Source organism: Limibacillus sp., from assembly GCA_037379885.1.
Taxonomy (GTDB): Bacteria; Pseudomonadota; Alphaproteobacteria; order Kiloniellales; family CECT-8803; genus JARRJC01.
The window spans coordinates 100,008-126,639 of sequence record JARRJC010000001.1 but is presented as its reverse complement, the minus strand read 5'-3'; the positions used below and the strand labels follow the sequence as shown (position 1 = coordinate 126,639).

27 protein-coding genes are annotated in these 26,632 nt (G+C 66.3%); 15 read left to right on the top strand and 12 right to left on the bottom strand.

The window, feature by feature from the left end; all coding sequences use genetic code 11:
- Nucleotides 1-48 precede the first annotated feature (48 nt).
- Entirely contained in the window at nucleotides 49-489 is a 441-nt protein-coding gene (locus tag P8X75_00635; GenBank protein ID MEJ1993703.1) for a VOC family protein, read from the top strand.
- Between the two features lie 17 nt (nucleotides 490-506).
- Here P8X75_00635 and P8X75_00630 read toward each other — a convergent pair whose 3' ends face one another.
- Nucleotides 507-734: a hypothetical protein gene (locus tag P8X75_00630; GenBank protein ID MEJ1993702.1), complete on the bottom strand. Its 228-nt coding sequence runs from the start codon at nucleotides 732-734 to the stop codon at nucleotides 507-509.
- A 171-nt stretch (nucleotides 735-905) separates the two neighbouring features.
- Here P8X75_00630 and P8X75_00625 point away from each other — a divergent pair, with 171 nt between their 5' ends.
- Nucleotides 906-1,502 carry a carbonic anhydrase gene (locus P8X75_00625; GenBank protein ID MEJ1993701.1) on the top strand — a complete coding sequence of 199 codons (597 nt, stop codon included), beginning with the start codon at nucleotides 906-908 and terminating at the stop codon, nucleotides 1,500-1,502.
- Between the two features lie 3 nt (nucleotides 1,503-1,505).
- On the opposite strand, the gene P8X75_00620 is transcribed toward P8X75_00625, so the two are convergent.
- A complete protein-coding gene (locus P8X75_00620) occupies nucleotides 1,506-2,495 on the bottom strand; it encodes a GlxA family transcriptional regulator (protein MEJ1993700.1) in 990 nt (329 codons plus the stop codon).
- An 82-nt stretch (nucleotides 2,496-2,577) separates the two neighbouring features.
- Between P8X75_00620 and P8X75_00615 the strand changes: the two genes are divergently transcribed.
- The 6 genes from P8X75_00615 to P8X75_00590 are packed head-to-tail and all read left to right on the top strand — an operon-like array spanning nucleotide 2,578 to nucleotide 9,517.
- Nucleotides 2,578-3,474 (top strand): 3-keto-5-aminohexanoate cleavage protein, encoded by an 897-nt coding sequence (locus tag P8X75_00615; protein ID MEJ1993699.1) that lies wholly within the window; start codon nucleotides 2,578-2,580, stop codon nucleotides 3,472-3,474.
- 15 nt (nucleotides 3,475-3,489) lie between these two features.
- Nucleotides 3,490-4,470 carry a 3-hydroxyacyl-CoA dehydrogenase NAD-binding domain-containing protein gene (locus P8X75_00610; GenBank protein MEJ1993698.1) on the top strand — a complete coding sequence of 327 codons (981 nt, stop codon included), beginning with the start codon at nucleotides 3,490-3,492 and terminating at the stop codon, nucleotides 4,468-4,470.
- A gap of 5 nt (nucleotides 4,471-4,475) precedes the next feature.
- Complete coding sequence (locus tag P8X75_00605) at nucleotides 4,476-5,636, top strand: acyl-CoA dehydrogenase family protein (GenBank protein MEJ1993697.1); 1,161 nt, start codon at nucleotides 4,476-4,478, stop codon at nucleotides 5,634-5,636.
- Nucleotides 5,637-5,652: 16 nt separating this feature from the next.
- The gene (locus P8X75_00600; protein MEJ1993696.1) at nucleotides 5,653-7,713 is read left to right on the top strand and encodes an acetate--CoA ligase family protein; all 2,061 of its coding nucleotides are present in this window, start codon (nucleotides 5,653-5,655) and stop codon (nucleotides 7,711-7,713) included.
- 23 nt (nucleotides 7,714-7,736) lie between these two features.
- Entirely contained in the window at nucleotides 7,737-8,522 is a 786-nt protein-coding gene (locus P8X75_00595; protein MEJ1993695.1) for an enoyl-CoA hydratase-related protein, read from the top strand.
- Nucleotides 8,522-9,517: an NADPH:quinone reductase gene (locus P8X75_00590; GenBank protein ID MEJ1993694.1), complete on the top strand. Its 996-nt coding sequence runs from the start codon at nucleotides 8,522-8,524 to the stop codon at nucleotides 9,515-9,517. The genes P8X75_00595 and P8X75_00590 overlap by 1 nt, the downstream gene beginning before the upstream one ends.
- Nucleotides 9,518-9,548: 31 nt before the next feature.
- On the opposite strand, the gene P8X75_00585 is transcribed toward P8X75_00590, so the two are convergent.
- Nucleotides 9,549-10,136, bottom strand: a complete 588-nt coding sequence (locus tag P8X75_00585) for a hypothetical protein (GenBank protein MEJ1993693.1) — start codon at nucleotides 10,134-10,136, stop codon at nucleotides 9,549-9,551.
- 245 nt (nucleotides 10,137-10,381) lie between these two features.
- Here P8X75_00585 and P8X75_00580 point away from each other — a divergent pair, with 245 nt between their 5' ends.
- From P8X75_00580 to P8X75_00570, 3 genes are all read left to right on the top strand, one after another.
- On the top strand, nucleotides 10,382-10,930 hold the full coding sequence (locus P8X75_00580; protein MEJ1993692.1) for a hypothetical protein: 549 nt from the start codon (nucleotides 10,382-10,384) through the stop codon (nucleotides 10,928-10,930).
- A gap of 230 nt (nucleotides 10,931-11,160) precedes the next feature.
- Nucleotides 11,161-11,463 (top strand): hypothetical protein, encoded by a 303-nt coding sequence (locus P8X75_00575; protein ID MEJ1993691.1) that lies wholly within the window; start codon nucleotides 11,161-11,163, stop codon nucleotides 11,461-11,463.
- A 77-nt stretch (nucleotides 11,464-11,540) separates the two neighbouring features.
- Entirely contained in the window at nucleotides 11,541-11,873 is a 333-nt protein-coding gene (locus P8X75_00570; GenBank protein ID MEJ1993690.1) for a hypothetical protein, read from the top strand.
- 382 nt (nucleotides 11,874-12,255) lie between these two features.
- Here P8X75_00570 and P8X75_00565 read toward each other — a convergent pair whose 3' ends face one another.
- The 5 genes from P8X75_00565 to P8X75_00545 all read right to left on the bottom strand — a co-directional run bounded on the left by P8X75_00565 (nucleotide 12,256) and on the right by P8X75_00545 (nucleotide 18,620).
- Complete coding sequence (locus P8X75_00565) at nucleotides 12,256-12,828, bottom strand: hypothetical protein (protein ID MEJ1993689.1); 573 nt, start codon at nucleotides 12,826-12,828, stop codon at nucleotides 12,256-12,258.
- Between the two features lie 230 nt (nucleotides 12,829-13,058).
- Entirely contained in the window at nucleotides 13,059-13,511 is a 453-nt protein-coding gene (mscL, locus tag P8X75_00560) for a large conductance mechanosensitive channel protein MscL (protein MEJ1993688.1), read from the bottom strand.
- A gap of 212 nt (nucleotides 13,512-13,723) precedes the next feature.
- Nucleotides 13,724-14,617, bottom strand: a complete 894-nt coding sequence (cysD, locus tag P8X75_00555; GenBank protein ID MEJ1993687.1) for a sulfate adenylyltransferase subunit 2 — start codon at nucleotides 14,615-14,617, stop codon at nucleotides 13,724-13,726.
- A complete protein-coding gene (locus tag P8X75_00550) occupies nucleotides 14,614-17,037 on the bottom strand; it encodes a DUF2309 domain-containing protein (GenBank protein MEJ1993686.1) in 2,424 nt (807 codons plus the stop codon). Before P8X75_00550 ends, cysD begins: the two co-directional genes overlap by 4 nt.
- A gap of 23 nt (nucleotides 17,038-17,060) precedes the next feature.
- Nucleotides 17,061-18,620 (bottom strand): proton-conducting transporter membrane subunit, encoded by a 1,560-nt coding sequence (locus P8X75_00545; protein ID MEJ1993685.1) that lies wholly within the window; start codon nucleotides 18,618-18,620, stop codon nucleotides 17,061-17,063.
- Nucleotides 18,621-18,725: 105 nt separating this feature from the next.
- Between P8X75_00545 and P8X75_00540 the strand changes: the two genes are divergently transcribed.
- Nucleotides 18,726-19,622 (top strand): LysR family transcriptional regulator, encoded by an 897-nt coding sequence (locus P8X75_00540; GenBank protein MEJ1993684.1) that lies wholly within the window; start codon nucleotides 18,726-18,728, stop codon nucleotides 19,620-19,622.
- 56 nt (nucleotides 19,623-19,678) lie between these two features.
- On the opposite strand, the gene P8X75_00535 is transcribed toward P8X75_00540, so the two are convergent.
- The 3 genes from P8X75_00535 to P8X75_00525 are packed head-to-tail and all read right to left on the bottom strand — an operon-like array spanning nucleotide 19,679 to nucleotide 22,858.
- Nucleotides 19,679-20,989, bottom strand: coding sequence for a solute carrier family 23 protein (locus P8X75_00535; GenBank protein MEJ1993683.1), 1,311 nt, complete (start codon nucleotides 20,987-20,989; stop codon nucleotides 19,679-19,681).
- A 49-nt stretch (nucleotides 20,990-21,038) separates the two neighbouring features.
- Nucleotides 21,039-22,490 carry a multicopper oxidase family protein gene (locus tag P8X75_00530; protein MEJ1993682.1) on the bottom strand — a complete coding sequence of 484 codons (1,452 nt, stop codon included), beginning with the start codon at nucleotides 22,488-22,490 and terminating at the stop codon, nucleotides 21,039-21,041.
- Between the two features lie 32 nt (nucleotides 22,491-22,522).
- Nucleotides 22,523-22,858: a metalloregulator ArsR/SmtB family transcription factor gene (locus P8X75_00525; protein ID MEJ1993681.1), complete on the bottom strand. Its 336-nt coding sequence runs from the start codon at nucleotides 22,856-22,858 to the stop codon at nucleotides 22,523-22,525.
- Nucleotides 22,859-23,144: 286 nt separating this feature from the next.
- On the opposite strand from P8X75_00525, the gene P8X75_00520 reads away from it, so the two are divergent.
- The 3 genes from P8X75_00520 to P8X75_00510 are packed head-to-tail and all read left to right on the top strand — an operon-like array spanning nucleotide 23,145 to nucleotide 25,339.
- Nucleotides 23,145-23,468, top strand: a complete 324-nt coding sequence (locus tag P8X75_00520; GenBank protein MEJ1993680.1) for a hypothetical protein — start codon at nucleotides 23,145-23,147, stop codon at nucleotides 23,466-23,468.
- Between the two features lie 51 nt (nucleotides 23,469-23,519).
- Nucleotides 23,520-24,485 (top strand): AEC family transporter, encoded by a 966-nt coding sequence (locus P8X75_00515; protein ID MEJ1993679.1) that lies wholly within the window; start codon nucleotides 23,520-23,522, stop codon nucleotides 24,483-24,485.
- Nucleotides 24,482-25,339: a DUF4743 domain-containing protein gene (locus P8X75_00510; GenBank protein ID MEJ1993678.1), complete on the top strand. Its 858-nt coding sequence runs from the start codon at nucleotides 24,482-24,484 to the stop codon at nucleotides 25,337-25,339. Before P8X75_00515 ends, P8X75_00510 begins: the two co-directional genes overlap by 4 nt.
- Nucleotides 25,340-25,350: 11 nt before the next feature.
- On the opposite strand, the gene purD is transcribed toward P8X75_00510, so the two are convergent.
- On the bottom strand, nucleotides 25,351-26,619 hold the full coding sequence (gene purD, locus P8X75_00505; GenBank protein MEJ1993677.1) for a phosphoribosylamine--glycine ligase: 1,269 nt from the start codon (nucleotides 26,617-26,619) through the stop codon (nucleotides 25,351-25,353).
- Between the last annotated feature and the right edge of the window lie 13 nt (nucleotides 26,620-26,632).

The following is a 26,632-nucleotide window of genomic DNA, read 5'->3' as shown; positions in this document are numbered from 1 at the left end:
CAAGGCGACGCGAACGCTTAGAAAACGAGGAGGCGACGGCAGGTCACCATGCAATATCTCCACACCATGATCCGGGTTTCCGATATCGATGAATCGCTGGACTTCTTCTGCAACAAGCTGGGGCTTGAGGAAGTGCGGCGCTACGACAACGACAAGGGCCGCTTCACGCTGATCTTCCTCGCAGCGCCCGAGGATGTCGAAAAGGTGAAGAAGGAAGAGGCCCCGGCCATCGAGCTGACCTACAACTGGGACCCCGAGGAGTATTCGGGCGGCCGGAACTTCGGGCACCTGGCCTACCGCGTGGAGAATATCTACGAGACCTGCCAGCGCCTGATGGATTCGGGCGTCACCATCAACCGGCCGCCGCGCGACGGGCGCATGGCCTTCGTGCGCTCGCCTGACAACATCTCCATCGAGCTGCTGCAGCGTGGCGACAGCCTGCCCCAGCAGGAGCCCTGGGCCTCCATGCCCAACACCGGCGAGTGGTAGGGGAGCCGCGGAGGGGCTTACAAGGTGTTTCCGGACTTGCCGCCGGACCCCTCTTCGCCTTCCCAGATATCCTCCTTGACCTGTTGGCGGCGCTGGTAGAGCAAGGCGGCGCCCGCTCCAAGCAAGAGGCCGAGTCCGCCTGATTTCACAATGGCGAGACCGGCCAGGGAATGGACGACGATACCGCCGCAGGCGCTGACGGCGGCGCCCATGATCAAGGCAAAGGGATTGCGCTTAAGGCTCATGCTGCTCTTCTCTCAACCCACGTGCTGCGTTTGATTGCCCTTGTTTCAAGGGAGAATAGCCAGAAGCTCCTAAAGAAGCCTTTACGCCCGGCAATATTGCTCTGAACGCCGGCTTGCCTTAGCTTTCGGAAACCTCGACCGGGTAACTGAATAGGGGGCAAGCGCGGCGCGATGGTAAAAAAGCTACTGGAAAACAATAAGATATGGTCGTCCCGCGTTTCCGAACGGGACCCGACGTTCTTTGAGCGTTTGAGCCATCAGCAGCACCCGGAATACCTCTGGATCGGCTGTTCCGACAGCCGCGTTCCAGCCAACGAGATTGTCGGGCTCGACCCCGGCGAGGTCTTCGTTCATCGCAACATCGCCAACCTCGTCCATACGGTCGATCTGAACTGCTCGGCGGTGCTGCACTTCGCGATCAACGAGCTGAACATCTCGAAGGTCGTGCTGTGCGGCCACTATGGCTGCTCAGGCGTGCGCGCCGCCATGACCCACTCGGCGACCGGTATATCGGAGCACTGGCTGGGCCCGCTTCAGGACACAATCGCCGATCACCACGAAGAGCTCGACGGCATTGAGAGCGAACAGGCGCGCCTCGACCGGCTTTGCGAACTGAACGTGCAACGGCAGGTCCACAACCTCGCCCATTCGCCCATCGTTCTGAAGGCCTGGGAATCGGGTAAGAATGTCGTGATTCATGGGCTGATCTATGGGCTGCGCGACGGTCTCTTGCGGAACCTTGAGATCGCCGTGGACAGACCTTCTTAGAGTCTAGAGGCGTCGGAGCACGCCCGGTGCTTCCCCAAAGCGGCTCTTGAAAGCGCGGGAGAAGGCGCTGCGATCCTGAAACCCGCAGGCCAAGGCCACCTCCGGAATCGGCAGATCGGTCTGAAGCAAGAGGCGGCGCGCCGCGTTCAGCCGCGCCCACTGATAGAAGCGGCTGGGAGAGGAGCCTAGGACCCGCGTGAAGTCCCGGTGCAGGGCCCGTTCGCTCAATCCCACGCGCTGCGCGATCTCCTTGATCGCCAGGACTTCCTCAAGGTGGCCCTCCATCAGATCGACGGCGGCGGCGATCTTCGGCTCCGCCCACTTGAGCCGCCCGAGCGAGATTGCGCGCTGGGCGTCGCGCGGGGAGGACTCCTGCTCGTAGATCAGGGTCGAGGCGACCTCCAGCGCCAAGCCGAATCCCTGCTGACGGCGCAGCAGGCTGATGGCGAAGTCGAGGGTCGGGATGGCCCCGCCCGTGGTCGCCCGGTCACGGTCCACGACATAGCGGTCCTCGACCAGTTCCACGGCCGGAAAGCGCGCCCTCAGACTTTCGTAGTCCTCCCAATGAAAGGTCGCGCGGTAGCCTTCGAGCAGACCAGCGCGCGCCAGGATGTAGGCGCCGGACTCCAGCCCGGCCATGAGGCTGCCCTCAGCGGCGAGACGGCGAAGTTGGCGCAGCGGCTCCGGCCTGCAGAAATCCTCGGCCTGGAAGGAGGAGACCAGGAAGAGAAACGGTGGGGCCTTTAGTTCCGAAAGGCCCGCGCCCACGGCGATCTCCAGGCCGCTGCTGCTGGTCACCGGCCCGCCGTCTTCAGACACCAGGAGAAGCTCGTAGAGCCTGCGGCCCGCCAGCCGGCCCGCCGCGCGCAAGGGCTCCATGATCGAGGCCAGAGTCAGGTTCGAAAAGCCCGGCGCCAGCAGGATGGCCGCCTGTACGCTGCCCTCGCGCGGCAGCGCCTGATGGAAATGGGTTAGCCGATTCCGCAACATCATCGTCCATTATTGCAATATCAAGCGGCGCCAATCCAGTTAATGCTTCGCTTAGAGCGCGTTATCAACAGGGAGGCGATGCCCCATGAACCAAGAGGTTTTCATCACCTGCGCCGTGACCGGCGCGGGCGACACCACCGGCAAGAGCGACAAGGTCCCGGTCACGCCCAAGGAGATCGCCGCCGCGGCGATCGAGGCGGCCCAGGCGGGCGCGGCTGTCGCCCATATCCATGTGCGCGATCCCGAGACCGGCAAGGGCAGCCGCGATCCCAAGCTGTTCAAGGAGGTGGTGGACCGGGTGCGCGACAGCGACACCGACGTGGTCGTGAACCTGACTTCCGGCATGGGCGGCGATCTGGTCTTCGGCAAGGGTGAGAAGCCCCTGCCGCTGGACGAGGCGGGAACCGACATCGCGGGCCCGCTGGAGCGTCTGGCCCATGTCGAGCAATGCCTGCCGGAGATCTGCACGCTGGACTGCGGCTCCATGAACTTCGCGGCGGGCGGCGACTACGTCATGTGCAACACCCCGGCCCAGCTCATGACCATGGCCAAACGGGTCCAGGAACTGGGCGTGCGGCCCGAACTGGAGGTCTTCGATTTCGGCCACATGGTCATGGTCGAGGACATGATCAAAGAGGGCGTGCTCGACGATCCCGTCCTGATCCAGCTCTGCATGGGCATCCCCTATGGCGCGCCGGACGATCCCAACACCCTGATGGCGCTGGTGAACCGCGTGCCCAAGGGCGCGGTCTTCTCCGGTTTTTCCATCGGGCGCAGCCAGCTTCCCTACGTCGGGCTGATGGCGGCGGCGGGCGGCAACGTGCGCGTCGGACTGGAGGACAACATCTACCTGGAGCGCGGCGTGTTGGCCACCAACGGTCAACTGGTGGAGCGTGCGCGGACCATCCTGGAGGCCATGAACGTCAAGCTGCTGAGCCCCGAAGAGGTGCGCGCCAAGCTGAAACTGAAGAAACAGGGCTAAGGGGAGAGGAAAGCCATGACCAAGCCCATGAAGGCCGCCCTTGTCGGCGGCGGGGTCATCGGCGGCGGCTGGGCCGCGCGTTTCCTGCTGAGCGGCCATGACGTGGCGCTCTTCGACCCGGACCCCGAGGCCGAGCGGAAGATCTCGGAGATCCTGACCAACGCCCGCCGCGCGCTGGACCGCCTCTTTCCCGAAGGGCGTCCCGAAGAGGGCACGCTCACGCTTACCAAGTCGCTGGGCGCGGCGGCTGAAGGCGCGGGCTTCGTGCAGGAATCGGTGCCCGAGCGGCTGGACATGAAGCAGAAGGTCTACGCCGAACTTGAGGAGAGCCTGGCGGCGGACGTGCCCATCGCCTCCTCCACCTCCGGCATCAAGCCCAGCGACCTTCAGGCGGAGATGAAAACGCCCGAGCGTCTTCTGGTCGGTCATCCCTTCAACCCGGTTTATCTGCTGCCGCTGGTCGAGCTGGTGGGTGGGGAGAAGACGGCGGCGGCGGCCATTGAGCGCGCGGCCGCTCTCTACGCCTCCCTCGGCATGAAGCCGCTGGTGGTCAGGAAGGAGATCGAGGCCTTCATCGCCGACCGCCTGATGGAGGCGCTCTGGCGCGAGGCGCTCTGGCTGGTCAAGGACGGCGTCGCCACCACCGAGGAGGTGGATGACGCGATCCGCTACGGCTGCGGTCTGCGCTGGGCGCAGATGGGCACCTTCCAGGTCTTCAACATCGCGGGCGGCGAGGCCGGGATGCGCCACTTCATGGCCCAGTTCGGTCCCTGCCTGAAGTGGCCCTGGACGAAGCTGATGGACGTCCCGGAGATGACCGATGAGCTGGTCGAGACCATCGCCACGCAGAGCGAGGCGCAGGCCGGGGGCAAGTCCTTCCGGGAGCTGGAGCAGATCCGGGACAACAACCTCGTCGACATCATGAAGGCGCTGGAGGCCAACGACTGGGGCGCTGGCGCGCTGGTCAAGGCCTACCGGTCCGCCGGAAAGGAATAGGAGCGATGGATTTCGGGCTCAGCGAAGAACAGCAGATGGTGGTCGATACCGTCCGCGGCTTCTGCGAAAAGGAACTCTATCCCCGCGAGGCGGAGGTCGAGCGGCTGGGCGCCTGCCCGCGCGAGCTGGGCGAGGAGATCAAGCGCAAGGTCCAGGAGATCGGCTTTTACGCGCCCAACATCCCCGAGGAACACGGCGGCGGCGGGCTCGACCACCTGACCTTCGCGCTTCTGGAGCGCGAGCTGGGGCGCACCTCCATGGCGCTCTCGGTCTGGTGGGGCCGCCCCTCCAACATCCTTTGCGCCTGCGAGGGCGATCAAGTCGAGCGCTACCTGCTGCCCGCCGTGCGGGGCGAGAAGATGGACGCGCTGGCCATGACCGAACCGGCGGCCGGATCGGACGTTCGGGGCATGAAGTGTTTCGCCAAGGCCGATGGCGATGACTTCGTCGTCAACGGCACCAAGCACTTCATCAGTCATGCGGATTTGGCGGACTTCGTGATCGTCTTCCTGGCGACCGGCGAGGAAGAGACGGCGCGCGGTCCAAAGAAGAAGATCACCTGCTTCCTGGTGGACCGGGACACGCCGGGTTTCGAGATCAGGCCGGGCTACAACTCCGTCTCCCACAGGGGCTACCACAACTCGATCCTGAACTTCGACGACTGCCGTCTCTCCAAGGATCAGATCCTGGGGGAGCTGCACGGCGGCTTCGAGGTCATGAACACCTGGCTCTTCGCCACGCGCATCACGGTCGCGGCCATGTGCGTCGGGCGGGCCCGGCGCTGCTTCGATCTGGCGGTCGACTGGGCCGCCGAGCGCAAGCAGTTCGGCCAGCCGATCGGGAAGTTCCAGGGCGTGTCCTTCAAGCTCGCCGACATGGCGACGGAGATCGACGCGGCGGACTGGCTGATGCTCTCGGCCGCCTGGCGTCTCGATCAGGGCCTGGAGGCCGATCGGCAGATCGCCCAGGCGAAGCTCTACGCCAGCGAGATGCTGGCCCGCGTGACCGATGAGACGTTGCAGATCTACGGTGGCATGGGCCTCATGGACGAGCTGCCCATCGAGCGCTTCTGGCGCGACGCGCGGGTCGAGCGCATCTGGGACGGTACCAGCGAAATCCAACGCCACATCATCGGTCGCGACCTGCTGCGTCCGCGCGGCGCCTGAGGGACGGGGGAAGGCCATGGAGGGCTCCCCGCCCGATCTCGACCGGCTTCTAAGACCCCGTTCCCTTGCGGTCATCGGCGGCAACGAGGCGGCCGAGGTGATTCGCCAAAGCCGCCGCATGGGCTATGGCGGCCAGCTCTACGCCGTCAATCCGCTGCGCGCGGAGATCGAGGGCCTGGCCTGTTACCGTTCCGTGGAGGACCTGCCCGAGGCGCCGGACGCGGCTTTCGTCGCCGTCAACCGCCACCGCACGGTCGAGGTGGTCGCCGCCCTGAAGGCGCGCGGTGCCGGGGGCGCGGTCTGCTACGCTTCCGGCTTCATGGAGAGCGGCGGAGCGGGCGAGGGGCTCAACCGCGACCTGCTGGCGGCGGCGGGCGACATGCCGATCCTCGGGCCCAACTGCTATGGCCTGGTGAACTACATGGAGGGGGCGGCGCTCTGGCCCGACCAGCACGGCGGCAAGCCGGTGGAGCGCGGCGTCGCCATCCTCTCCCAGTCCGGCAACATGGGGATCAACTTCACCATGAACCGCCGGGGCCTGCCGCTCGCCTTCGTGGCCGCGCTCGGGAATCAGGCGCAGATCGGCCTTTCCGCCATGACCGCGGCACTGGCGGCGGACCCGCGCATCACGGCGATCGGCCTGCACATCGAAGGCATCGGCAACCCTGAGCGTTTTGCCAGGGCCGTGGCGGCGGCGCGCAAACGCGGCGTGCCGGTGGTGGCGCTCAAGACCGGGCGCAGCGAAGCGGGTTCCCGGCTCGCCTTCAGCCACACGGCCTCTTTGGCCGGCGGGGCGGCGGCCATGGACGCCTTCCTGACGCGCCTGGGCGTCCCTCAACTGCCGACGATCCCGGCCTTTCTGGAATGCTTGAAGCTGCTGCATCTGCACGGCCCGCTTCCGGGCCGGGCGCTTTCCGCGCTCAGTTGTTCGGGCGGTGAGGCCTCCCTCATGGCCGATAGCCTGGAGGGGCGGCGCCTGACCTACCCGCCGCTCGCAGAGCCGCAGCGCGAACGCCTGGGCGCGGAGCTGGGCGAACTGGTGGCGCTCGGCAACCCGCTGGACTACCACACCTTCATCTGGGACGACGTTCCGAGGATGACCGCCACCTTCCGGGCCATGATGTCCGGCGGCTTCGATCTGAACCTGCTGGTCCTGGACTATCCGAGAGAGGATCGCTGCGATTCTTCCGCCTGGCGGCGGACCCGGCTGGCCTTCAGCACCGCAGCGCGGGAGGAGACCGCACGCGCGGCGGTGGTGGCGAGCCTGCCGGAATGCCTGCCGGAGGCCGAGATCGAGGCGCTGGCGGAGGAGGGCGTGGCCGGTCTTCTCGGCATCTCCGAGGCGCTGCTGGCCGCCGAAGCCGCCGCTGACATCGCCGATGCTTGGCGGCGGCCCGCGCCGGAGATTGGCGCCCCTGTTACCCTGCGGCCCGGAAGCGCCCGCGCCCTGGACGAGTGGGAGGCCAAACGTCTTCTCGGCCTTCACGGCCTGCCGCTTCCCGAAGGCGGGTTGGCGGCGACGCCCGGTGAGGCCGTGGCCATCGCCGAAGGCCTGGGCTACCCCGTCGTGGTCAAGGCGACCGGTCCGGACCTTGCGCACAAGAGCGAACAGGGCGCGGTGCGCCTGGGCCTCGCCAACGCGGATCAGGTTGCCGAGGCCGCCGAGGCGCTGGCGCCGCTGGGCCGGGCGCTCCTGGTCGAGCGCATGGTCACCGACGGGCTCTGCGAGGTGATCGCGGGCGTTCAGCGGGACGAGGTGCTGGGGCTCTGCCTTCTGGTTGGTTCCGGGGGCGTCCTGGTCGAACTGCTGGCCGACAGCCAGCTTCTGATGATGCCCGCGAGCCGCGAGGACATGGCGCAGGCCCTGGATAGCTTGAAGCTGGCGCCGCTCTTGAAAGGCTTCCGGGGCAAGCCGCCCGCCGACCGGGAGGCGCTGCTGGACGCTCTAGAGAGCCTCCAGCGTTTCGCCCTGTCCGAGGCGGAGAGCTTGCTGGAACTGGACATCAATCCCATCATCCTGCGCCCGGAGGGAAAGGGCGTGGTGGCGGTGGACGCGCTGGTGAGGCGCATCGTCTGATCATAGGGAAGGAGGCTTGCGACATGAGCCGTGACGACATCGAGGTTGAGCGCCGGGGCGGCGTTCTGGAAGTGACGATGAAGCGGGCCAAGGCCAACGCCATCGACCTGGCGACCAGTCAGGCCTTGGGCGAGGTCTGGTCCGAGTTCCGCGACGATCCGGAGCTGCGGGTCGGAATCCTGACCAGCGGACTCGACCGCTTCTTCTCCGCGGGCTGGGACCTGAAGGAGGCCGCCGAGGGTGTGCGGCCCGACGCGGACTACGGCGTCGGCGGCTTCGGCGGGCTGCAGGAATTGCCGGGCGCGAACAAGCCGGTCATCGCCGCGGTGGGCGGCATGGCTGTGGGCGGCGGCTTCGAGATGGCGCTCTGCTGCGACCTGATCCTGGCCTCCGACCAGGCGCGCTTCTGCCTGCCGGAGATCAAGGCCGGCGTGCTCGCTGACGCCGCGACGGTCAAGCTGCCGCGCAGGTTGCCCTATCACATAGCCATGGACCTGCTCTTCACCGGACGCTGGATGGAGGCGGAGGAGGCGCATCGCTGGGGCCTGGTGAACGAGGTTCTGCCGCCCGATCAGTTGCTGCCCCGCGCCCGCGAACTGGCGAGCCTGCTCGCGGATGGCCCGCCGCTGGTTTTCGCCGCGATCAAGGAGGTCTTGCGTGAGACCGAGGGTCTAAGGTTCCATGAGGCGCTTGAGCTGATCACCTCGCGCCGCCTGGAGACCGTCGACAGGCTCTATTCCAGCGAGGATCAGTTGGAGGGCGCGCGCGCCTTCGCGGAGAACCGCGATCCCGTCTGGAAAGGGAAGTAATGAAAGCCGTCTGGTACGAAAAGCAAGGACCCGCAAAGGAGGTTTTGACCTTCGGAGATATGGAGACGCCGAGCCCCAAGGAGGGCGAGGTGCTGGTGCGACTCAGGGCTTCGGGCGTCAATCCCTCGGACGTGAAGCTGCGTTCGGGCGCACGCCCCGGCGGCATGCCCTTTCCCCGCATCATCCCGCAGAGCGACGGCGCGGGCGAGATCGAAGCCGTGGGCGAAGGTGTGGACAAGGCGCGGGTCGGCCAGAAGGTATGGATCTGGAACGGTCAGTGGCAGCGGCCCTTCGGCACCTGCGCGGAATACATCGCGCTGCCCGCCGCCCAGGCCGTGGCGCTGCCCCAGGGCGTCGGCTTTGAGGAGGCCGCCTGTTTTGGGATTCCGGCACTGACGGCGGCCCATGCCGTTACCTGCGACGAGCCGACCCAGGGCGGACTGGAAGGCAAGCGGGTGCTGGTCGCCGGCGGCGCCGGGACCGTCGGGCGCTACGCCATCCAGATGGCCAAGCTATCGGGCGCGGAGGTCTTCACGACCATCTCAGGCCCGCAGAAGGCGGCCTACGCCGAGCATGCCGGGGCCGATCACTGCATCAATTACCGGGAAGAGGACGTGGCCGCGGTCGTCCTGGACAAGACCGGCGGCAAGGGCGTCGACCGCATCATCGAGGTGGAGTTCGGCCAGAACCTGGAGGCCAACCTGAAGGCCATCGCGCCGGGCGGCGTCATCGCCGCCTACGGGTCGGCCCAGAACCTGGAGCCGGTCTTTCCCTTCAACCAGTTCCTGTTCAAGAACCTGACGCTGCACACCCTGATCGTCTATCTGCTGGACGAACGCCAGCGGACGGCGGCCATCGAAAAGCTGCATCATTGGCTGGCGCTGGGCGAGTTGAAGCACTCCATCGCCGCCAGCTTTCCCTTGAAGGATGCCGCGGCCGCTCACGAACTGGTCGAGAGCGCGGAGAAGATGGGCAGCGTAATCGTGTCGCCCTAGGGCTGCCCGTCTTTCCCGGTCTGCCGGAAGATCAGAAGCCCACCAGCGCGCAGGCCATCTGCGGGCCGCCGTGGAGGCGATAGGGGCCGCCCTCCTCGGTCTCGACATAGACGCGCCGCTCCGCCGGGTTGATCGGCGCGCCGGTCACGGCGAAGAAGTTGGTGACGGAAACCGCCGTCACGCCGTTGATCTCGCGCATCAGCCCGCCGTTGCTATAGCAGGAGACGCTGCAGCTTTCCCCGCGGCATTCGATGGTCGAGCTGGGAATGAAGGACTGGCGTACCGGGTCTTCCGCCGTCTCGGAGGTCTGCATTCCGCGGGTCCAGCAGGAAACCGTCGAACCGCCCAGCACCACCACGGCATCCCCATCGGCTTCGCGGATGCCCGCGATCACCGTGGTTTCTTCGTTGTTCTTGGATTTGATCTTAGTGAGGGAGAAAGATGCCGCTGGCGAGACTTCCCCGAAGACCGCGGTGCCGACATTGCACTGCGCGGAGCAGTCGCCGGAAGCGCCGCACTTCTGCGTCACGCCCTCAGCCGCCTTGGCCCCGGACGGAAGGCCGCCTGCCGTAAGGCCGAGCGCCACGGCCGCGAATAGCATGAAACCGACAAAGCGCATTGAGATTCTCCCCTGCAAAGTCTGCAAACTTGTCACTTTGAAGGAATAACACAGCGCATCTGCGACACCAAAGGAAAGCCTGACTGCGCAGCAGGCGTCTCCAAGGAGAGTCGCCCTCAGAGCCTTTCCCATCGCTCTTTGCTCTGGAGCCGGGCCTTGCCGCCTGAGGTTTGATCTCCATCAAGGAACGAGCCGCCATGGTTTCGTAGGGTCCCTCCCTGACAAAGGGATTAGGGAGAGAACAAATGTTCGACCAGCTCAAGCCGGCCTTCGCGGTCGGAGCCATGATCCTGTTCCTCGCGGCCCCAACGGCGGCCCAGCAAGGGATGATGCAGCAGGGTGAGGGTCACATGCCCCCGACGGGGCAAATGCCGATGATGCAGGATGGTCCGCGTAACGACGGGAAGTATCACGATGGCCAGCATCACGATGGCACCTGGTACGGACACCACCATGGCGACCATTCCTATGGCGCAGGCGCTCACATGCAAATGATGGATCCCGGCATGATGCACCAGGGGATGATGATGCACCCCGGCACCATGATGCAGCCCGGCATGATGGCCCCGCGTTTGGGATGGCCTTTGGCCGTGCCGAGGGCGCTCACGCTTGAAGAGGTGCAAGAGGCCTTGGAGCGTCTTCTCAGGCAGACCAACAACCCCAACATCAAGCTCGGGCTCGTCGAGCAGGCTGACGACGAGAGCTTCCGCGCGACCGTGGTGACGCAGGAAGGCTCGCTGGTGCAGACGCTGTCCATCGACCGCTTCTCAGGCGAGATGCGGCAAGGCGGCTGAGGGTTCGCCGTTTTGGGGCCGGAGGCTCATCACGGCTCATCCTTGACCCCGTCATAGGCCGGCAGGCTTGGCGGCGCGGCGCTGCTGCGTGGGCTTAAAGGGGTGGAATTTCAAAAAATCGTGAGTTCAAAAACGCTTAGCCGTCACCATGTGGCAGGGTGACGGCCAAGAAAGCCACGGCTCTCTTTTTAAAAGGCTTTTTGCCGACGTTCGAAAGGAGTGGTAACCGCATGGAAGCCGTCCGAACCAAAAAGGAAGCCTATCAGGAAAAGATGAAAGCACGTCTGGATGAACTCCAGGCCGATGTGGAGAAGCTTCGAGCGGAGGCCGAAGCGAGCCGCGCCGATGCACGCGTCAAGGTCCTTGAGCAGATGCAAAGGCTTCAGGACAAACAGGACGAAGCATCGAATTACCTGGAGAAGATGAGCAAGGCCGGCGACGACGCCTGGACCCATCTTCGCGATGGCTTCGAATCCGCATGGCAAGAGGTTTCCAAGGGTGTTGGAGAGGCGCGCAAGCGTCTTTCTTCCTAGCCCCTGAGGCACCGTCCGCCGGTGCCGTTCCCCCTCTGGCAGATAAGCGAATCTTCAACCTCGAAAGGAGGAACTTCATGAATCGCAAGTCCCTCAGCAGAAAGACAATGGCCGCCGTCAGCGCCGCTTTCCTCGCGGCTGCGCCCTTGAGTGGCGCCCTGGCTGCCTCCCAGTCCAGCGCTGAAGACCAAGAGAGCTACAGCATGTCGATGAAGGCCGAACTCGCCGAAGTCCGCGAGCGGGTGGCCGCCGTCGAAGGCGATAGCGCGCTTCAGCAGGCCTGGGACGAGGTCGCAGGCGACTGGGGCCGTCTCCAGCTGGCGACCCAAGACGAATGGGAAGACGCCAAGGGCGAGTTCGTGGAGAGCTGGGAGTATCTGAAGACCCAGCTTGAGGAAGCGGAAATGTAATCGAGCCAATCTGGTTCAAACTAAACAAGGAAAAGGGAGCGCTTTTGCGCTCCCTTTTCTTGTGTGTTCCCAACCCGGACAGTCTCTCGCCAGACCGGGTCGTTCCCGAAGTCGCTCATCAGGGTCGGGCGGCAGCGACCCGCGACGCCGTTGAAGAGCTCCTCTGTCGGCCAGACCTAGGTGCGTTCGCGCGCCCGGCAGGTGAAGCCCTGTTCGCGATCTCCAAGCGCCTATCGAGCAGGCGCCGCCTGCATAAACGCCTCTTTCGTCCCGGATCGGCGCCAGACCTGTCGAGCGATCCCTATCGACGAGCGTGCCTTCTGCCGACAGAACGGTCGCGCCCCTGCCGAGCAGCAACCAGCGCCCGAAGGCATTGCCCGCGCTAGCTGCCGGGTCTTACGCGTTCCACTGCGAAGGTGCCGGCGAAGCGATGCGATCCCGGTCCGGCTGAAAAACTGATGTTTCCATAGGCGAACCCGCCTTCTTCGCTCGCGCCGCTTGGCGTGTAGAAAGAGCCGTCGATCCGGCCCTCGACCTCGACGGTCTCGCCAGCGATCACCAGATCGCCGGAGATGCGAGCGTCGAAGTCATGGCCGGAGAGGGGATTGGCCCCGATGCCGAGCCGCCCGGCTACGGGCCGCGCGCTTTCAAGCCTGATATCGGTGACCAATCCGACAACGCCGAGCGCAAGGCCGACGTTGCCGAAGGAAAGCGATACTCGCGCGGCTCCGGCCTCGGTGAAGTCTTCGCCGTCTTGATAGTAGGCGAGAACTGCGGTCCCTTCGTAGTCCGCATCGATCAGAGAGAGGTTTTCTTCAAGACGGGTTCTGGAGCCAGGGAATATCCGGTCCTCAAGAGCATCATAGGCCGCCCGGAGCTCAGCAAAGGTCGGGCTTGCCGCCGGGTCGCCGCCGCCGCCACACGCGGCAAGGGCAAGGGAAAGAATGCCCGCCAAGACCGCAAACCTCATGGATCATCTCCTTTGACTGCCTGTCCCGTCGTTCCAGCGGGGGCACGCGCGATTCGCGCGCCACTCGCTCTTCCATGTCGCGATGCTTGCATCCCATTCCTGGAGAAAAGGTAAAGAGGCGGGAGGCTCGGAGAATCGATGGTTTTCGCGATGAAGTGGCCGGCCGCAAACGGCGGCGACCGGCCACGCAAGAGAAGATCTAGGATCTGTGCCTTCTACGCCTCACTGACACTTCCAAGTTCGGAGGTGCAGTGTGCGCAGCGCGTCGCCTTAATGGGAATGCTGCTCAGGCAGTGGGGGCATTCCTTGGTGGTGGGCTCGGCAGGCGGCGCCTCTTCTTCGCGCTTCAGCTTGTTGATGCCCTTGATGAGCAGGAAGACGGCGAAGGCGACGATCAGGAAGCTGATGACTTGATTGAAGAAGACGCCGATGTTGATGGTCGCGGCGCCCGCCTCCTGCGCTTCGGCCAAGGACTCGTAGTCGCCGCCCGACAGCGTGATGAAGATGTTGGAAAAATCGACGCCACCTAGAAGCAGGCCGATCGGCGGCATGATGACGTCGGCGACCAGCGATTTCACTATCGAGCCGAAGGCTGCGCCGATAATGATGCCGACGGCCATGTCGACGACGTTGCCGCGCATTGCGAACTCTTTGAATTCTTTGAACATCTTGCCCTCTCCTTGAAGCCTCTTTGCTAATTAGGCAATCGGTTCAAGGAGATGGCAAGAGAAATGGCGTTCGCTGCAATCGATCAACGATCTTTGACCCGACACGAGCCACAAGCGGGCATCGTGATCCCGCGTGCGGGCGCCGCAGAGCCCACAGGGTGCGCGGAGGCTGGAGATCTGCGCGAGGGCGCTTCGGGACCAACGCGACGCTGTTAGAAGTACCCCTCGCGCTTCTGCTCTTCGAGCGATCCCTCGTCGCTGACGCGCCCGTTGCGTTCGGAGGTCCTTGCGAAAAGAGTCTCCTGGACAACGGAGGGCAGGTCGCTGGCGGTGGAACGGGAGGCCGCGGTGACAGGCCAGCAGCCAAGGGACCGGAAGCGAACGAGTTCAAGTATTGAGGGGCCGAATCCGAGCCGCTTGGCGCGGATGGGGTCATCGATCGCGATCAGTTTGCCTTGCGCCTCCACCACGGGCCGTTCGGCGGCGAAATAAAGCGGGCAGAGTTCCAGCCGCTCGCGCGCGATGTAGGTCCAGAGGTCCCGCTCGGTCCAGTTCGAAAGGGGGAAGACCCGCAGCGTCTGGCCCGGGGTTCGGCGCCAGTTGTAGAGGGACCAGAGCTCAGGACGCTGCTGCTTGGGGTCCCATCCGTGGGAGCGGCTCCGCACCGAGACCACGCGCTCCTTGGCGCGTGTCGCCTCTTCGTCGCGCCGCGCGCCGCCGAAGATCACGTCGTAGCGGCCGGCGTCTAGAGCCTGCTTGAGCGCCTCGGTGCGCATGATGGTGGTGTAGCGTGTACCATGCTCGACTGGATTGAGCCCCAGGCGCCGTCCTTCGTCGTTGCTGTGGACCAGAAGCTCAAAGCCGTTCCTGGCCGCGAATTCAGAGCGAAACTCCAAGACCTCGCGGAACTCCCAAGTTGAATCGACATGGAGCAGGGGCAGGGGCGGAGGCGCCGGGAAGAAGGCCTTCCTCGCCAGATGCGCCAGCACGGTCGAGTCCTTGCCGCCGGAAAACAGCATGACTGGCCGATCAGCCTCGGCGAAGCCGTCTCTCAGGATCTCCATGGCCTCGCTCTCAAGGCGATCCAGGTGCGCCAGCGAGGTCATGAAGCCTGGTTCAACTTCCGGGCGGGTTGGGCCGCGTCAGGGCAGGCCTCCCAGCTTAGATCGCCGGCGTAGCGCCAGGCCATCCGGCCGTCCTCGTCCAGCGCGAAGAGATGGAGCCAGCGGTTATCGAACAGCTTGCGCACCTCCTCGTGCCGGCCAAGAACCGCGCTCATGGCCTCGCGTGGCGCTTCCACGCAGACGGAAAGACGCAGGGGCTCATGGATGTACTTTTCGCCGTCGTGCACGGACTGCCAGGGCAGACCCGATCGCATGGGCCCGCTGTTCCCCTCCAGAACGCCGATGCCGCCGACCACGTTGTGGAGCAGCTTGTTGCCCGCGCCGAAGACCTCCGGCGCGACGGTGGAGCCGTAGTACTGCAGGTTGATCCAGCTGGCGACCACGACCGGCGCCGTCATGATCAGCTCCAGCACTGCGAAGCCGTTGGCGCTGTCCTGCTTCCAGTCGTAGTCGTGAAGGAAGGTTTGGCCGCTCAAGGCCTTGCCGGCGGTGCGCCTGCGCGGCGCGGCGATGAAGGCCCTGCAACCGGCCAGGCCCCATTCCGGCCGAACCTCGGCCCAGTCGCGCGCGCGGGACGGCAGATCCCCTTCGCTCTCCGCCCGGGGCAGCCGCAAGGCCCTTTCGCTGCGGGCGAGTCCGCCTGCCGTCTTGAGCCAGCTCCGGACTTGGCGCAGTTCCTCCTCCCGGCCACTGGCCGGCGCGTCCTGCGTATAGAGGGTCATGGCGTCGCTGGTCGTGTCATGGAGGGCGGCGATGAAGAGCGTGTCCTCCGGGACGACGATGCCGCGCCCGGCGAGACCGGCGCGAACCTCCGGATCGTTCAGCAGGCCAGCCAGAAGTCTGGCGTTCACCTCGCCCGAATAGCCGCCGCAGGCGCCGCATTGCAGCCCGCTGGCATGCGGGTTGTTGACCACCCGCGCGCCATGCCCGGCGAGGAGCACGATCGGCGCGAAGCCGCTGGTCAAGGACATGGCCCGCAGCACCGTCTCCGCCGACTTGACCCGCGCGGACAGATCGAGCGGTGGCTCGAACTGCGGTGCCGGGTCGGTCTTTCCGGACTCCGGGTTCAGCTTGAAGGTGTCGCGCAGCAGCTTGATCCCGTAGACGGGCCCCATGGCCTCGACGAAGGCGAAGGAGGAGACGGCGGCCAGTTTGAAGCGGCCCCAGGCGCGGCGCGCCCGCGCCTTGAAGCGGGCGGCGAGATCAGCCTGGCGGTCTGCATCGGCGGTCGCGCTGCTGTGGACGCCCGGGTTCAAAAGGACCGGCAGCCGCCGCTCCGCGACGTCCGAGGCGAAGCGCCGGTGCTCAGCGGCGACGCCGAAGAAGCCCGCGAAGCCGAGCGTGCGGATCCCCCCGTCCAGCGATTCGAGCGCCCTGCGGAAGACCTCGGACCGCACGTCGATGCAAAAGGCGGCCTGCAGAGCGGGCCGGGTGTCTTCCGGGGAAAGTTCCGAGGTTTCACAAAGGCGCTCGCTCAAGTGACGCTGGCCGGACCGCTCCCACGCCTCCTGCAGGATCTCGTCCAGGATCGCCGCCGCAGAGGGCGATGCCGGCTGGGCGTGCGTGGCGCGAACCTTCTCCCAGTCGTCCTGCAGGGCGGTCTCGTAACGCTCGTAGAGCACCTCCTCCCAGAGCAGGCGGACAGCCAGGAGATCGAGCAGGATGCCATCGCTCTCGCCCGCCAGTTCGGCGCGCCAGAGCCGGTAGCGGGCGAGCTGCGCCCAACCGCCCAGCGAAAGGAACAGCTGGTGGGCGTAGGACTCCAAAGCGGTTTCATCGAGACCGAGACGGTGGGCCGCGCGGGAGATCGCCTCCGGCGCGCTCTCCGGCGCGTCGGCCACGAAGGCGGCGAAGCCCGCGAGCCCCATGATCTCCGGTGTGATGTCGTGGCTCGCAAAGCTCCTGTAGGCGGCCCAGGCGGTCTTGCCCCGCAACGCGACCCAAAGCGCCTGCCCGGCGTCGAAGTGGCTGGCGGCCCAGACCCCGATCCTGTCGGCGGCGAGGCCCGGCCAGTCGGTGCCGCTGACCTTGGCGGCCAGGTCGGCGACCGTCGGGAGTGCGGCGGGCTCCGGACGCGGCTCGCCGGCCGCATGCAGGAGGGCCTCCAGGCTCTTCGGCTTCTCCGCGTAGGGGGAGGCGTCGAGCGCTGCTTCGAGGTCGCTCTCCGCTATCCGGCCATCGGCGATCCTCTCAAGGTACCAGCTCCTTGGCATAGTGATGGGGCCGCCACCGCTCCGGGACAGCACGGCGCCGGCCTCGGCGAGGCGCAGAGCGCTCTCTCCGAGGTAGGGATTGACGGCGACATGGCTGTCCAGCGGCCAGAGCGGCGGAATGCGCCGCGCCGCGCGCTCCGCGGCGAGGGCCAATGGAGGAGTGTCGAGTGCGGTTGCCTCGTTGCGCATGGCTTCTGTCTCCTTCACGGCGATCATTTCGAGCGGGCCGTGGACCAGTTGCCGATCAGGCGGTCGAACACGGCGGTGGCGTAGAGCCCATTGCCCAGATGCACGCGCAAGCCCGCGGCGGCCGGGTGGAGTGCCCAATTAGGAAAAGTGGCCTGCGCCACGGCGACGAGGCCGAAACTGAAGATGGCGAGGCTCAGGAGCGCCCACTCCAGGGGACCGGGCGGCGGGGCGGCGGGCAGCGTTCCCTCAGTCAGCCACTCCGCCCCGGTTTGGAGCGCGAAGTAGCTGACCGAGGCGCTGACGGCGTAGAGCACTGTGCGCCGGGTCAGCGCGCGGGGCGCTGCGTCGGCGAAGCCTTGGGCGAAGAGGTATGCGACGCCGAAGATCAGGATCGCGCCGAGGGCCAGCGCCTGCGGGGACTTCTGGTCGATGCCGAAGGCGAGAGCGATCGCCGCGTAGATCAGGAGCGCCAGGGCGAAGGCGCGCAGCACCGCTTTGGCCCCTGGGATCGCTACCGGCCCCGGGCGCGAGATGGCGGCCACGGTCTCGACGGTTGCGCCGGACGATAGGAAGGCGTGGGCCTTGTAGAGCGAGTGCGCAACGATGTGGAGCAGCGCCAGCGGAAAGAGCGCGAGGCCGCACTGCATGATCATGAAGCCCATCTGGGCGATGGTCGACCAGGCCAGAGAGGTCTTGACCGCCGGCTGGGCGAGCATGGCGAGACCGCCGAGAAGCGCGGTGAAGCCGCCGATCATGACCAGCAGGGCGAGCACGCCCGGCGAAAGCAACATCACGTCGGCAAAGCGGATCAGCAGAAAGCCGCCGGCGTTGATGACGCCCGCATGCAGCACCGCAGAGACCGGCGTTGGCGTTTCCATGACCTCGGTGAGCCAGCCGTGGGTCGGAAACTGCGCCGACTTCAGGAGGGCGGCCAGTGCGAGCAGGGCGGCGGCGGCAGCGCCGATGGTCTGCGCTTGCCCCTCCGACGCGCGCTGGAGGATCGAGGCGATATCCGTCGTGCCGTAGCCATAGGCCATCAAGCCGAATGCCGATATGAGCAGCGCGTCGCCGGCGCGGGCCACGATGAACTTCTTGCGCGCCGCGCGCCGCGCGCTGACGCGGGCCGGGTAAAAGAGCAAGAGGCGATGGAGGCAGAGGCTGGTCAGGATCCAGCCCAGCGCGAGGGTCACGAGATCACCGGCGATCACCAGCAGTTCGACGGCGGCGAGCGTGGCGACAAGCCAGCCCATGAAGACGCCCTGCCGTTCTTCCCCGTCCAGATAGGTTGCGGAAAAGCGCAGGACGATCGCACCGATGAAGGCAACCAACAGCAGCATCGTCGCGCTGACAACATCGAGGCGCAGCGACAGGGCGAAACCCTCCGGCCCCAGGATCCGCGCGCTGTGCGCATCGGCTAGCAAAAGCCAAATGGCCGAGGCGGCGGCGGCGCAAAGCCCAACCAGGGCGCTGACCTGCAGCAGAGTTGAAACCAGGGGTGGCCGCACGCCGGGCCTGGAAAAAGCAAAGGCGGCGCCCGCCAGAAGCGCGAGCGGAGCGATCACGGGCAGCAGGTAGAACGACATGGCGACAGACTCCGGCTTCCAAAAAACTTGGCCGGAAGGTAGTCGCTCTTCTAACTAAAGAAAAATAGATTGTTTTGCTTAATATGTTCGATTTATAAGAACGATATGCAAGAGCTCAACTACCATCACCTACGCTACTTCCAGGCCGTTGCTCACGAGGGGAACCTCACCCGCGCAGCCGAGCAGCTCAATGTCGCGCAGTCGGCTCTCTCGTCCCAGATCCGCCAACTGGAAGAGCGGCTTGGCCAGGCGCTTTTCGAGCGGCGGGGCCGCGCCCTCCACCTGACGGAGGCCGGGCGGATAGCCTTGGAGCATGCCGACACGATCTTCGCGGCGGGCAAGGAGCTCGTCTCGACCTTGACGCTCGGCCCGCAGGCGCGGCGGCCGCTCAAGATCGGGGCCATCGCCACCCTCTCGCGGAACCTTCAGCTGGCCTTCCTGAAACCGGTTCTGGGGCGCGACGACGTGGAGGTGATCCTGCGCTCGGGCAGCCGAACCGAGCTTTTCGAGGCCCTGACGATGCTTCAGCTTGACCTTGTCCTGACCAATCATCCGCCCGACCGAAACGCTCTCTCGCCCTTCATCGTTCACCGCCTCGCCGAGCAGCCCGTGGGTTTGATCGGCATCCCCTCGCTCTCTCCGCCCGGCCTTTCGCTGGCTGAGCGTCTCGCCTCGGCTCCCCTGGTGCTGCCGGCGGCCATGAGCGGCCCGCGCGCCGACTTTGACGCGCTGGTCAGCCGTCTCAACGTGACGCCGAAGGTGGCGGCGGAGGTTGACGATATGGCGATGGCGCGCTTGCTGGCCCGCGACGGCGTGGGCCTTGCCGTGATTCCCCCGATCGTCGTCAAGGACGAGCTGGCGAGCGGGCGTCTGGTGAATGCCGACACGCTGCCGGGAATCTCGGAGACCTTCTACGCCGTGACCAAGCAGCGTAAGTATCCCAACCCGCTGGTGCAGGGTCTCTTGGGCCCGATCGAAGAGGAGGCGTCAGGCGAGCGCTGAAGGCCCGCCCGGATGCCGCCCCAGGGTCCTATTCCTAAAGCCCTTCCCAACAGCCCCTAGCCGTGGCTGCCCAGGACCGTCTCGCTGTCGCCGCCCAGGTGCTTGTTGGGCAGGACCGCGTGGAGGAAGACGCCGATGATCGCCGCCAGCGCCATGGAGGAGACGGTGAACTGCTCGCTCACCTGCAGGGTCGCGCCGCCGATGCCGATCACCAGGATGATCGAGGCCACCAAAAGGTTGCGCCGTTCGCCGAAGTCCACTTTGCCCTCGATCAGGGTCCGGATGCCCGAGGAGGCGATGACCCCGAAGAGCGCGATGGAAACGCCGCCCATGACGGCCGTCGGGATGGTCGAGAGGAAGGCCGCCACGATGCCGACGAAGCCCAGCAGGATCGCCATGACGGCGGCGCCCGCGATCACGTAGATGGAATAGATGCGCGTGATCGCCAGCACGCCCACGTTCTCGCCATAGGTGGTGTTGGGCGGGCCGCCGATCAGGGCCGCCACCATGGTCGCAAGGCCGTCGCCCAGCAGGGTGCGGTGCAGGCCGGGCTTGGCGATGAAGTTGCGCCCCACCACGCGGCTCAGCACCACGGTGTCGCCGATGTGCTCGGCCATGGTGACGATGGCGACCGGCGCGATGATGGTGAGGGCACCCCAGGGCACGCCGCCCTCGCTTGAGAAGACCCCGAGGAAGGAGACGAAATCTGGAATCCGGAAGAGCGAGGCCTCGGCCAGCGGCGCGAAATCGACCAGACCCGCGACCGCCGCGATCAGATAGCCCACGAGGATGCCGAGCAGGATCGGCACGACGGTGAAGAAGCCTTTCAGCACCAGCGAGAAGAAGATGATCGAGCCCAGCGTGGCGAGCGCCACCAGAAGCTGCACCAGATCGTAGTCCCCGCCCGCCACGGTGCCCTCGGCCATCTGCACGGCGACCGAGGCCAGCGAGAGGCCGATGACGATGATGACCGGCCCGACCACCACGGGCGGCAGCAGCCGCAGGAGCCAGCCGACGCCGAAGGCGCGGACCAGCGCCGCCACCACCAGATAGATGCAGCCCGCACCGAAGGCGCCCAGCAGCGCGCCTTCCATGCCCGCCGCCGCGGCCCCGGCCAGGATCGGCCCGATGAAGGCGAAGGAGGAACCGAGATAGGCCGGCACCTGCGCCCCGGTGCAGAAGATGTAGATCAGCGTGCCCACGCCGCTGGTCACCAGCGCGACTTCGGGTGGAAGCCCGACGAGCAGAGGCACCAGCACCGTCGCGCCGAACATGGCGAAGAGGTGCTGCAGACTCAAAAGCGCCCAAAGCCCCGCCGAAGGACGCTCGCTTACCCCAAGTGTCAGGCTGTCGTTGTTCCCCGCCATGGTGTCATTCCCCCCGATTGCAGCGTTTGTTCTTGGCGGCTCCCCCGCCTCAGGTCACCTCGAACCAGGTCACCATCCCGGCGGCCTGATGCTCCAGCATATGACAGTGGATCAGCCAGCGCCCCGGATTGTCGGCCACGAAGGCGATCTTTTTCGTCTCTTCTCGTTCCAGCAGCACACCGTCCCGCCAGACCGGGTCGGCGGGCAGGCTGCCGTCCGCTTCCAGGGTCAGGAAGTGGTGGCCGTGGGTGTGGATGACATGGGGCCAGGCCGTCTCGTTGACGATCTCGGCCACCAGCGTCTCGCCCTGCCGCGCTGAGACCCAAGGGTCTGTCGGCCGTCCCGCGATGCCGTTGAAGCTCCAGGCATAGCCGCGCTCGACCAGATCGCGGATCGCCAGTTCCTCCTCGCCCAGGCGCGCGGACTGCATGCGCCCCATGGCGCCGCCCTCCATCACCAGGCGTATCTCGCGCGCGCCCTCCAGGCGGGGCGTGGGAATCTTGCTGGGCGGCAGCGCCGGAACGGGCCCCAGATCGGCGGCATCGCGCCGCGGCTCCTGGGCGTAGTTGAGCGCGCCGATTTCCAGGGTCTGACCGCCGGTGTGGGCCAGGATCGCATGGCGGCTGCCGGGCTCGCCCGTGCCGTCCAGGATCAGGTCCGCGCGTTGCCCGGGGGCAAGCGTCAGCGGCCCGTCCAGCGGGCGCGGGGTCACCGGCTGTCCATCGACGGCGATCGTCCAGGGGCGGTGGCCCGTGAACTCCAGCGCCAGGATGCGCGCGTTGGCCGTGTTGCAGAGCCGCAGGCGCAGGCGCTCGCCCGGCGCGATGCTTTCCTCCAGAAAGTCCTTCGAGTTGAGCGTCAGCACATTGCCGAGCCGCCCGGCGTGGGAGGCGTCGCGCAGGCTGCCCAGCGACTCCTCGTGGATGGCGCCGATCTCGTCCAGGCGCCAATCGTCTGCGACCAGCAGGAGTTCCCGGTCCACCTCCGGCGCATCGGGTTCCTCCACGATCAGGAGGCCATAGAGCCCGCGCGCCATCTGCTCCCAGGACCGGTTATGGCTGTGATACCAGAAGGTGCCGGCGTCGGGCGGCGTGAAGCGGTATTCAAAGCTTGTCCCCGGGGCAATGGCCTCCTGCGTCAGGCCGACCACGCCGTCCATCGCATTGTCGATCCGTATGCCGTGCCAATGCACCGCGGTGGGCTGCTCCAGGTCGTTCTGAAGCAGGATCGCCAGCTCTTCGCCTTGCCGAACCCGCAGTACGGGGCCCGGCACGCTGCCGCCGAAGCCCCAGAGTTCGGTCTCCGGCGCGCCGGGCTCCAACAGGTGTGCGCGCGCCCTCCCGGCGGTCAGCGGCGTCGCTTCCAGCCCGGCGGCGGGCGGCGCAGCGGCAAAGGCGAGGGCGCCAGGAAGCGTCTGGGCCGCCGTCAAGGCGGCGCCCCCCGCAAGCAGCGAGCGGCGGGTGAGGGCGATCCGGGCGGGGCGGGACTCGAAAGCGGTCATGATTGCTATTTGTGGCGCAGCTCTGCGCCGGGTCAACTCTTCGCGGGTGCGCAGTAAAGCTTATAGAGCAACTCTATGACCTCCTTCGCCTCAGGGCTGGCGATGGAGTAGTAGATCGTCTTGCCGTCGCGCCGCGCCTGAACCAGCTTGTCGCCGCGCAGGCGCGCCAGTTGCTGGGAGACGGCGGGCTGGCGCATGCCGAGCTCCCGCTCCAGCTCCGTCACGGCCTTCTCCCCCTCGGCCAGCATGCAGAGAATGAGCAAGCGGTTCTCGTGGCTAAGCGCCTTTAAAAGGCCGCTGGCCCGCGTGGCGCTCTCGCGCATCTCCCCCAAGAGATCGGCAGGATTGCTTTCGGCGGTGTCACTCATTTTTTCGGCCTTCTAAGGACCTGTAGTAGGAACCTTATAACTAAGACGGCGGGCCCGGAACACAAGAACTCGCAGCCGGAGTTGCCAAAATTCCCCGCAAATAATTGATAAATGGCCAGTAAACATCGCCTTGACCCGCTCAGGTGCCGGGCATAGGCTTGCCGCCATGACAAGCTTTCAAGGTCTGAACATTGCACGAATTAGCGGCCCGGTACCCCTAGGGTAACCGGGAAAGCCTGCTGTTCGCCTGCAATTGATCCGATCTTGAAGAGGAGCTTCGTCTCCCATGACATCGATGTCCCCTTTGAACACGCGCCACGCGGACGCGCCCCTGCACGTACCCGCCGACGCGCCGGCGCCCCAAGCGCCGACCCATTGTTTTTCGCTGATGGCCGAAGCCCATCCCGGCATCCTGCCCCGCGTCCTGGAACTCTTCGCCAAGCGCAACCTGGTGCCTGAGCGCTGGGTGTCCGACCGCATGCCGGGCGGTGGCCACTTGACCGTGGACCTGCAGGTCAAAGGCCTGGAAGAGCGGGAGGCCGAGCATATCGCCCGCTGCCTCAGGCAGATCTGGGGCGTCGAGTCCGTGCTGCGCGCGACCAAGGGCTGACCGGCGCGGCGAGCGCGAGGGCTCTAGGCTCTTCCCGGAAAAGCCGCTAGCGTGGCCGCCGTCATGGAGGTCGTTCTCACCATTGCTGGCCCGGTTTTCGGTATCGCGCTGCTGGGCTACATCGCCCAGCGCGTGGGCTGGCTTCAGGAGGGCGCGAGCCAGACCCTGGCGGCCTTCGTCTTCAACTTCGCGGTCCCGGCGCTGCTGTTCCGCTCGACGGCGCGCGAGCCGCTGCCCTCCGATCTGCCGCTGCAGTTTCTGGCCTCCTACTACCTTCCGACCTTCGCGCTCTATATCGCGGCTGCCCTGACCGCCCGCCATTTCTTCAAGCGCAGCGCCATGGAGGGCGTGATCGCGGGCATGGCGACTTCCTACGCCAATGTGGTGATGTTCGCCATGCCGGTGGTGTTGACGGCCTTCGGGACGGAGGCGAGCCAGCCCTTCTTCCTGCTTCTGGCCTTTCATTCCCTGCTGCTCTTCGCCTTCACCACCCTCTGGCTGGAGGCCGTAAAGGCGCGGGAGGGCGCGGAGCGGGTCAGCCTTGCCGCCCAGTTCGGGCGCATCGGCAAGTCGCTCTTTGCGAATCCCATCGTGCTGTCGCTGATCCTGGGTGTGGCCTATGGGCAGACCGGCTGGGGCCTCGCCGCACCGCTCGACCGCTTCTTGGAGCTGCTGGCGCTGGCCGTCACGCCCTGCGCCCTCTTCGGCACCGGTGCTGCGCTCTGCCAGTATCGCCTGGGCGGCGATCTCTTGGAGGCGACGGGCGTTTCGCTCGGCAAGCTGGTGCTGCATCCCTTGATCGTCTGGCTCGCCATGACCTTCCTTTTCGACCTGCCGCCGCTCTGGGTCGCGGTCGGCACCATGACGGCGGCCATGCCCGTGGGCGTGAACGTGTACCTCTTCTCGGAACGCTACGGCATCTATCAGCGGCGCGCGGGCAGCGCGGTGCTGATCACCTCCGGTCTGGCCATGATCACCGTGACGCTGCTGCTGGTTCTGCTGGGGGCCGGCGAATGAGCTTTGTGAACAAGATCACCCGCTGCCACCACTGGCCGGAGGAGCGCTTCCGCCGCTTCATGATCGACGGCAGGCTCCAGGGCTGGATGACCCATGCCTTCGCGGAGGCTCTGGAGGCCTACCCGAAGGTCTTTCTGGTGGAGGAGAGCGCCGTCACCCTCTCCCCCGTCCTGGCGGGGCCGGCGGTCCGCACGGCGGCGCTGGATGCGCTTCTGGATGACATTGCCGCGCGCGGGCTCGGGCCGAGACGCCGGCATGAGGTCTACCCGGTGAACCGCGCCTGGGGGGAGCCGCCGGTCCTGCTCCTCGACCGGGGCGCCGTGCCCTATTTCGGGACTCGGTCCTACGGCGTTCACGTCAACGGCTACCAGCGCCGCAAGGACGGCATCCACCTCTGGGTCGCTCGCCGCAGCGCCGACAAGCCGGTGGCGCCGGGCAAGCTGGATCACATGGTCGCGGGCGGTCAGCCTTATGGCCTGACGCTGGAGGAGAATCTGGTCAAGGAGTCCTGGGAGGAGGCCTCGCTGGAAGAGGCGGTGGCCCGGCGCGCCAAGCCGGTCGGAGAGATCGCCTACCGCTGCCTTCTGGGCGAGCACGTCCGCGACGATGTGCTCTTCTGCTACGACTTGGAACTGCCCGAGGAGGTTACGCCAGAACCCCAGGACGACGAGGTGGAGGCCTTCGAGCTATGGCCGCTGGCGGAAGTCGTCGAACGGGTCCGCGACAGCGACGACTTCAAGTTCAACGTCAACCTGGTGCTGATGGACTTCTTCCTGCGCCACGGCGCGCTCGACAAGAGCGACCCGGAGGTCGCGGCCCTTGCCGAGCGGCTCTACAGCCGTCCGCCCGACTGATCGCCCCTCGGCTAGAGCGCCCGCCAGCCGATGTCGCGGCGGCAGAAGCCCTCCGGCCACTCGATCCGGTCTATGGCGGCATAGGCGCGCGACTTCGCCTCGCCGAGGTCGCGGCCCAGGGCCGTTACGTTCAGCACCCGTCCGCCGTTGGCCAGGATCTTCCCGTCTTCGCCCGCCTTGGTCCCGGCGTGGAAGACCACCAGGTCGGGGTCGTCGGTCAGCGCCTCCAGTCCCCTGATCTCGCTGCCTTTCTCGTAAGCTCCCGGATAGCCTCTGGCGGCCATCACCACCGTCATGGCGGCTTCGTCGCGCCACTGGAGGTCGAGGGACTTCAGCGTCCCCTCCGTGGAGGCCTGAAGGGCGGGCAGGAGGTCGCTTTTCAGGCGCATCATCAGGACCTGGCACTCGGGGTCGCCGAAACGCACGTTGTATTCCAGCAGCTTGGCCTTGCCGTCCCGGATCATGAGGCCCGCATAGAGCACGCCCTTATAGGGCGCGCCGCGCGCCGCCATGGCCCGGACCGTCGGTTCGATGATTTCCGCCATGATGCTGCCGGTCATTTCCGGCGTGACGATGGGGGCGGGTGAATAGGCGCCCATGCCGCCGGTGTTGGGACCTTCGTCGCCCTCGTAGGCGCGCTTGTGGTCCTGGGCGGAGGCCAGCGGCAGGGCCGTCTCCCCATCCACCAGCACGAAGAAGCTTGCCTCCTCGCCCTCCAGGAACTCCTCGATCACCACCTCGTGCCCCGCCTCGCCGAAGGCGTTGCCGGAGAGGAAGTCCTCCACAGTCGCTTGCGCCTCCTCCAGGCTTTCGGCGATCACCACGCCCTTGCCGGCAGCCAATCCGTCCGCCTTCACCACGATCGGCGCTTGCTGTTGCTTCAAGAAGTCCTTCGCGGCTTCAAGATCGCTGAAGCGGCCATAGGCGGCGGTGGGGATGCCCTCGGCCTGGCAGAGGTCCTTCATGAAGCCCTTGGAGCCTTCCAGTTCGGCGGCGGCCGCGCTCGGTCCAAAAGCCTTGACGCCACGCTCGGAAAGGCGGTCGACCAGCCCCTTGACCAGGGCCGCCTCGGGACCGACGACCACGTAGTCGATGCCCAGTTCCTGCACCAGCCCGAGCAGGCCTTCTATGTCCTCCGCGCCCACGGCCAGACACTCGGCCACCCCGGCGATGCCGGCGTTGCCCGGCGCGCAGAAAAGGCGGTCCACCAGGGGTGAAGCGCTCAAAGCCCAACAGAGCGCATGTTCCCGTCCGCCGCCGCCGACCACCAAAACCTTCATTGCTCTCCGCCGC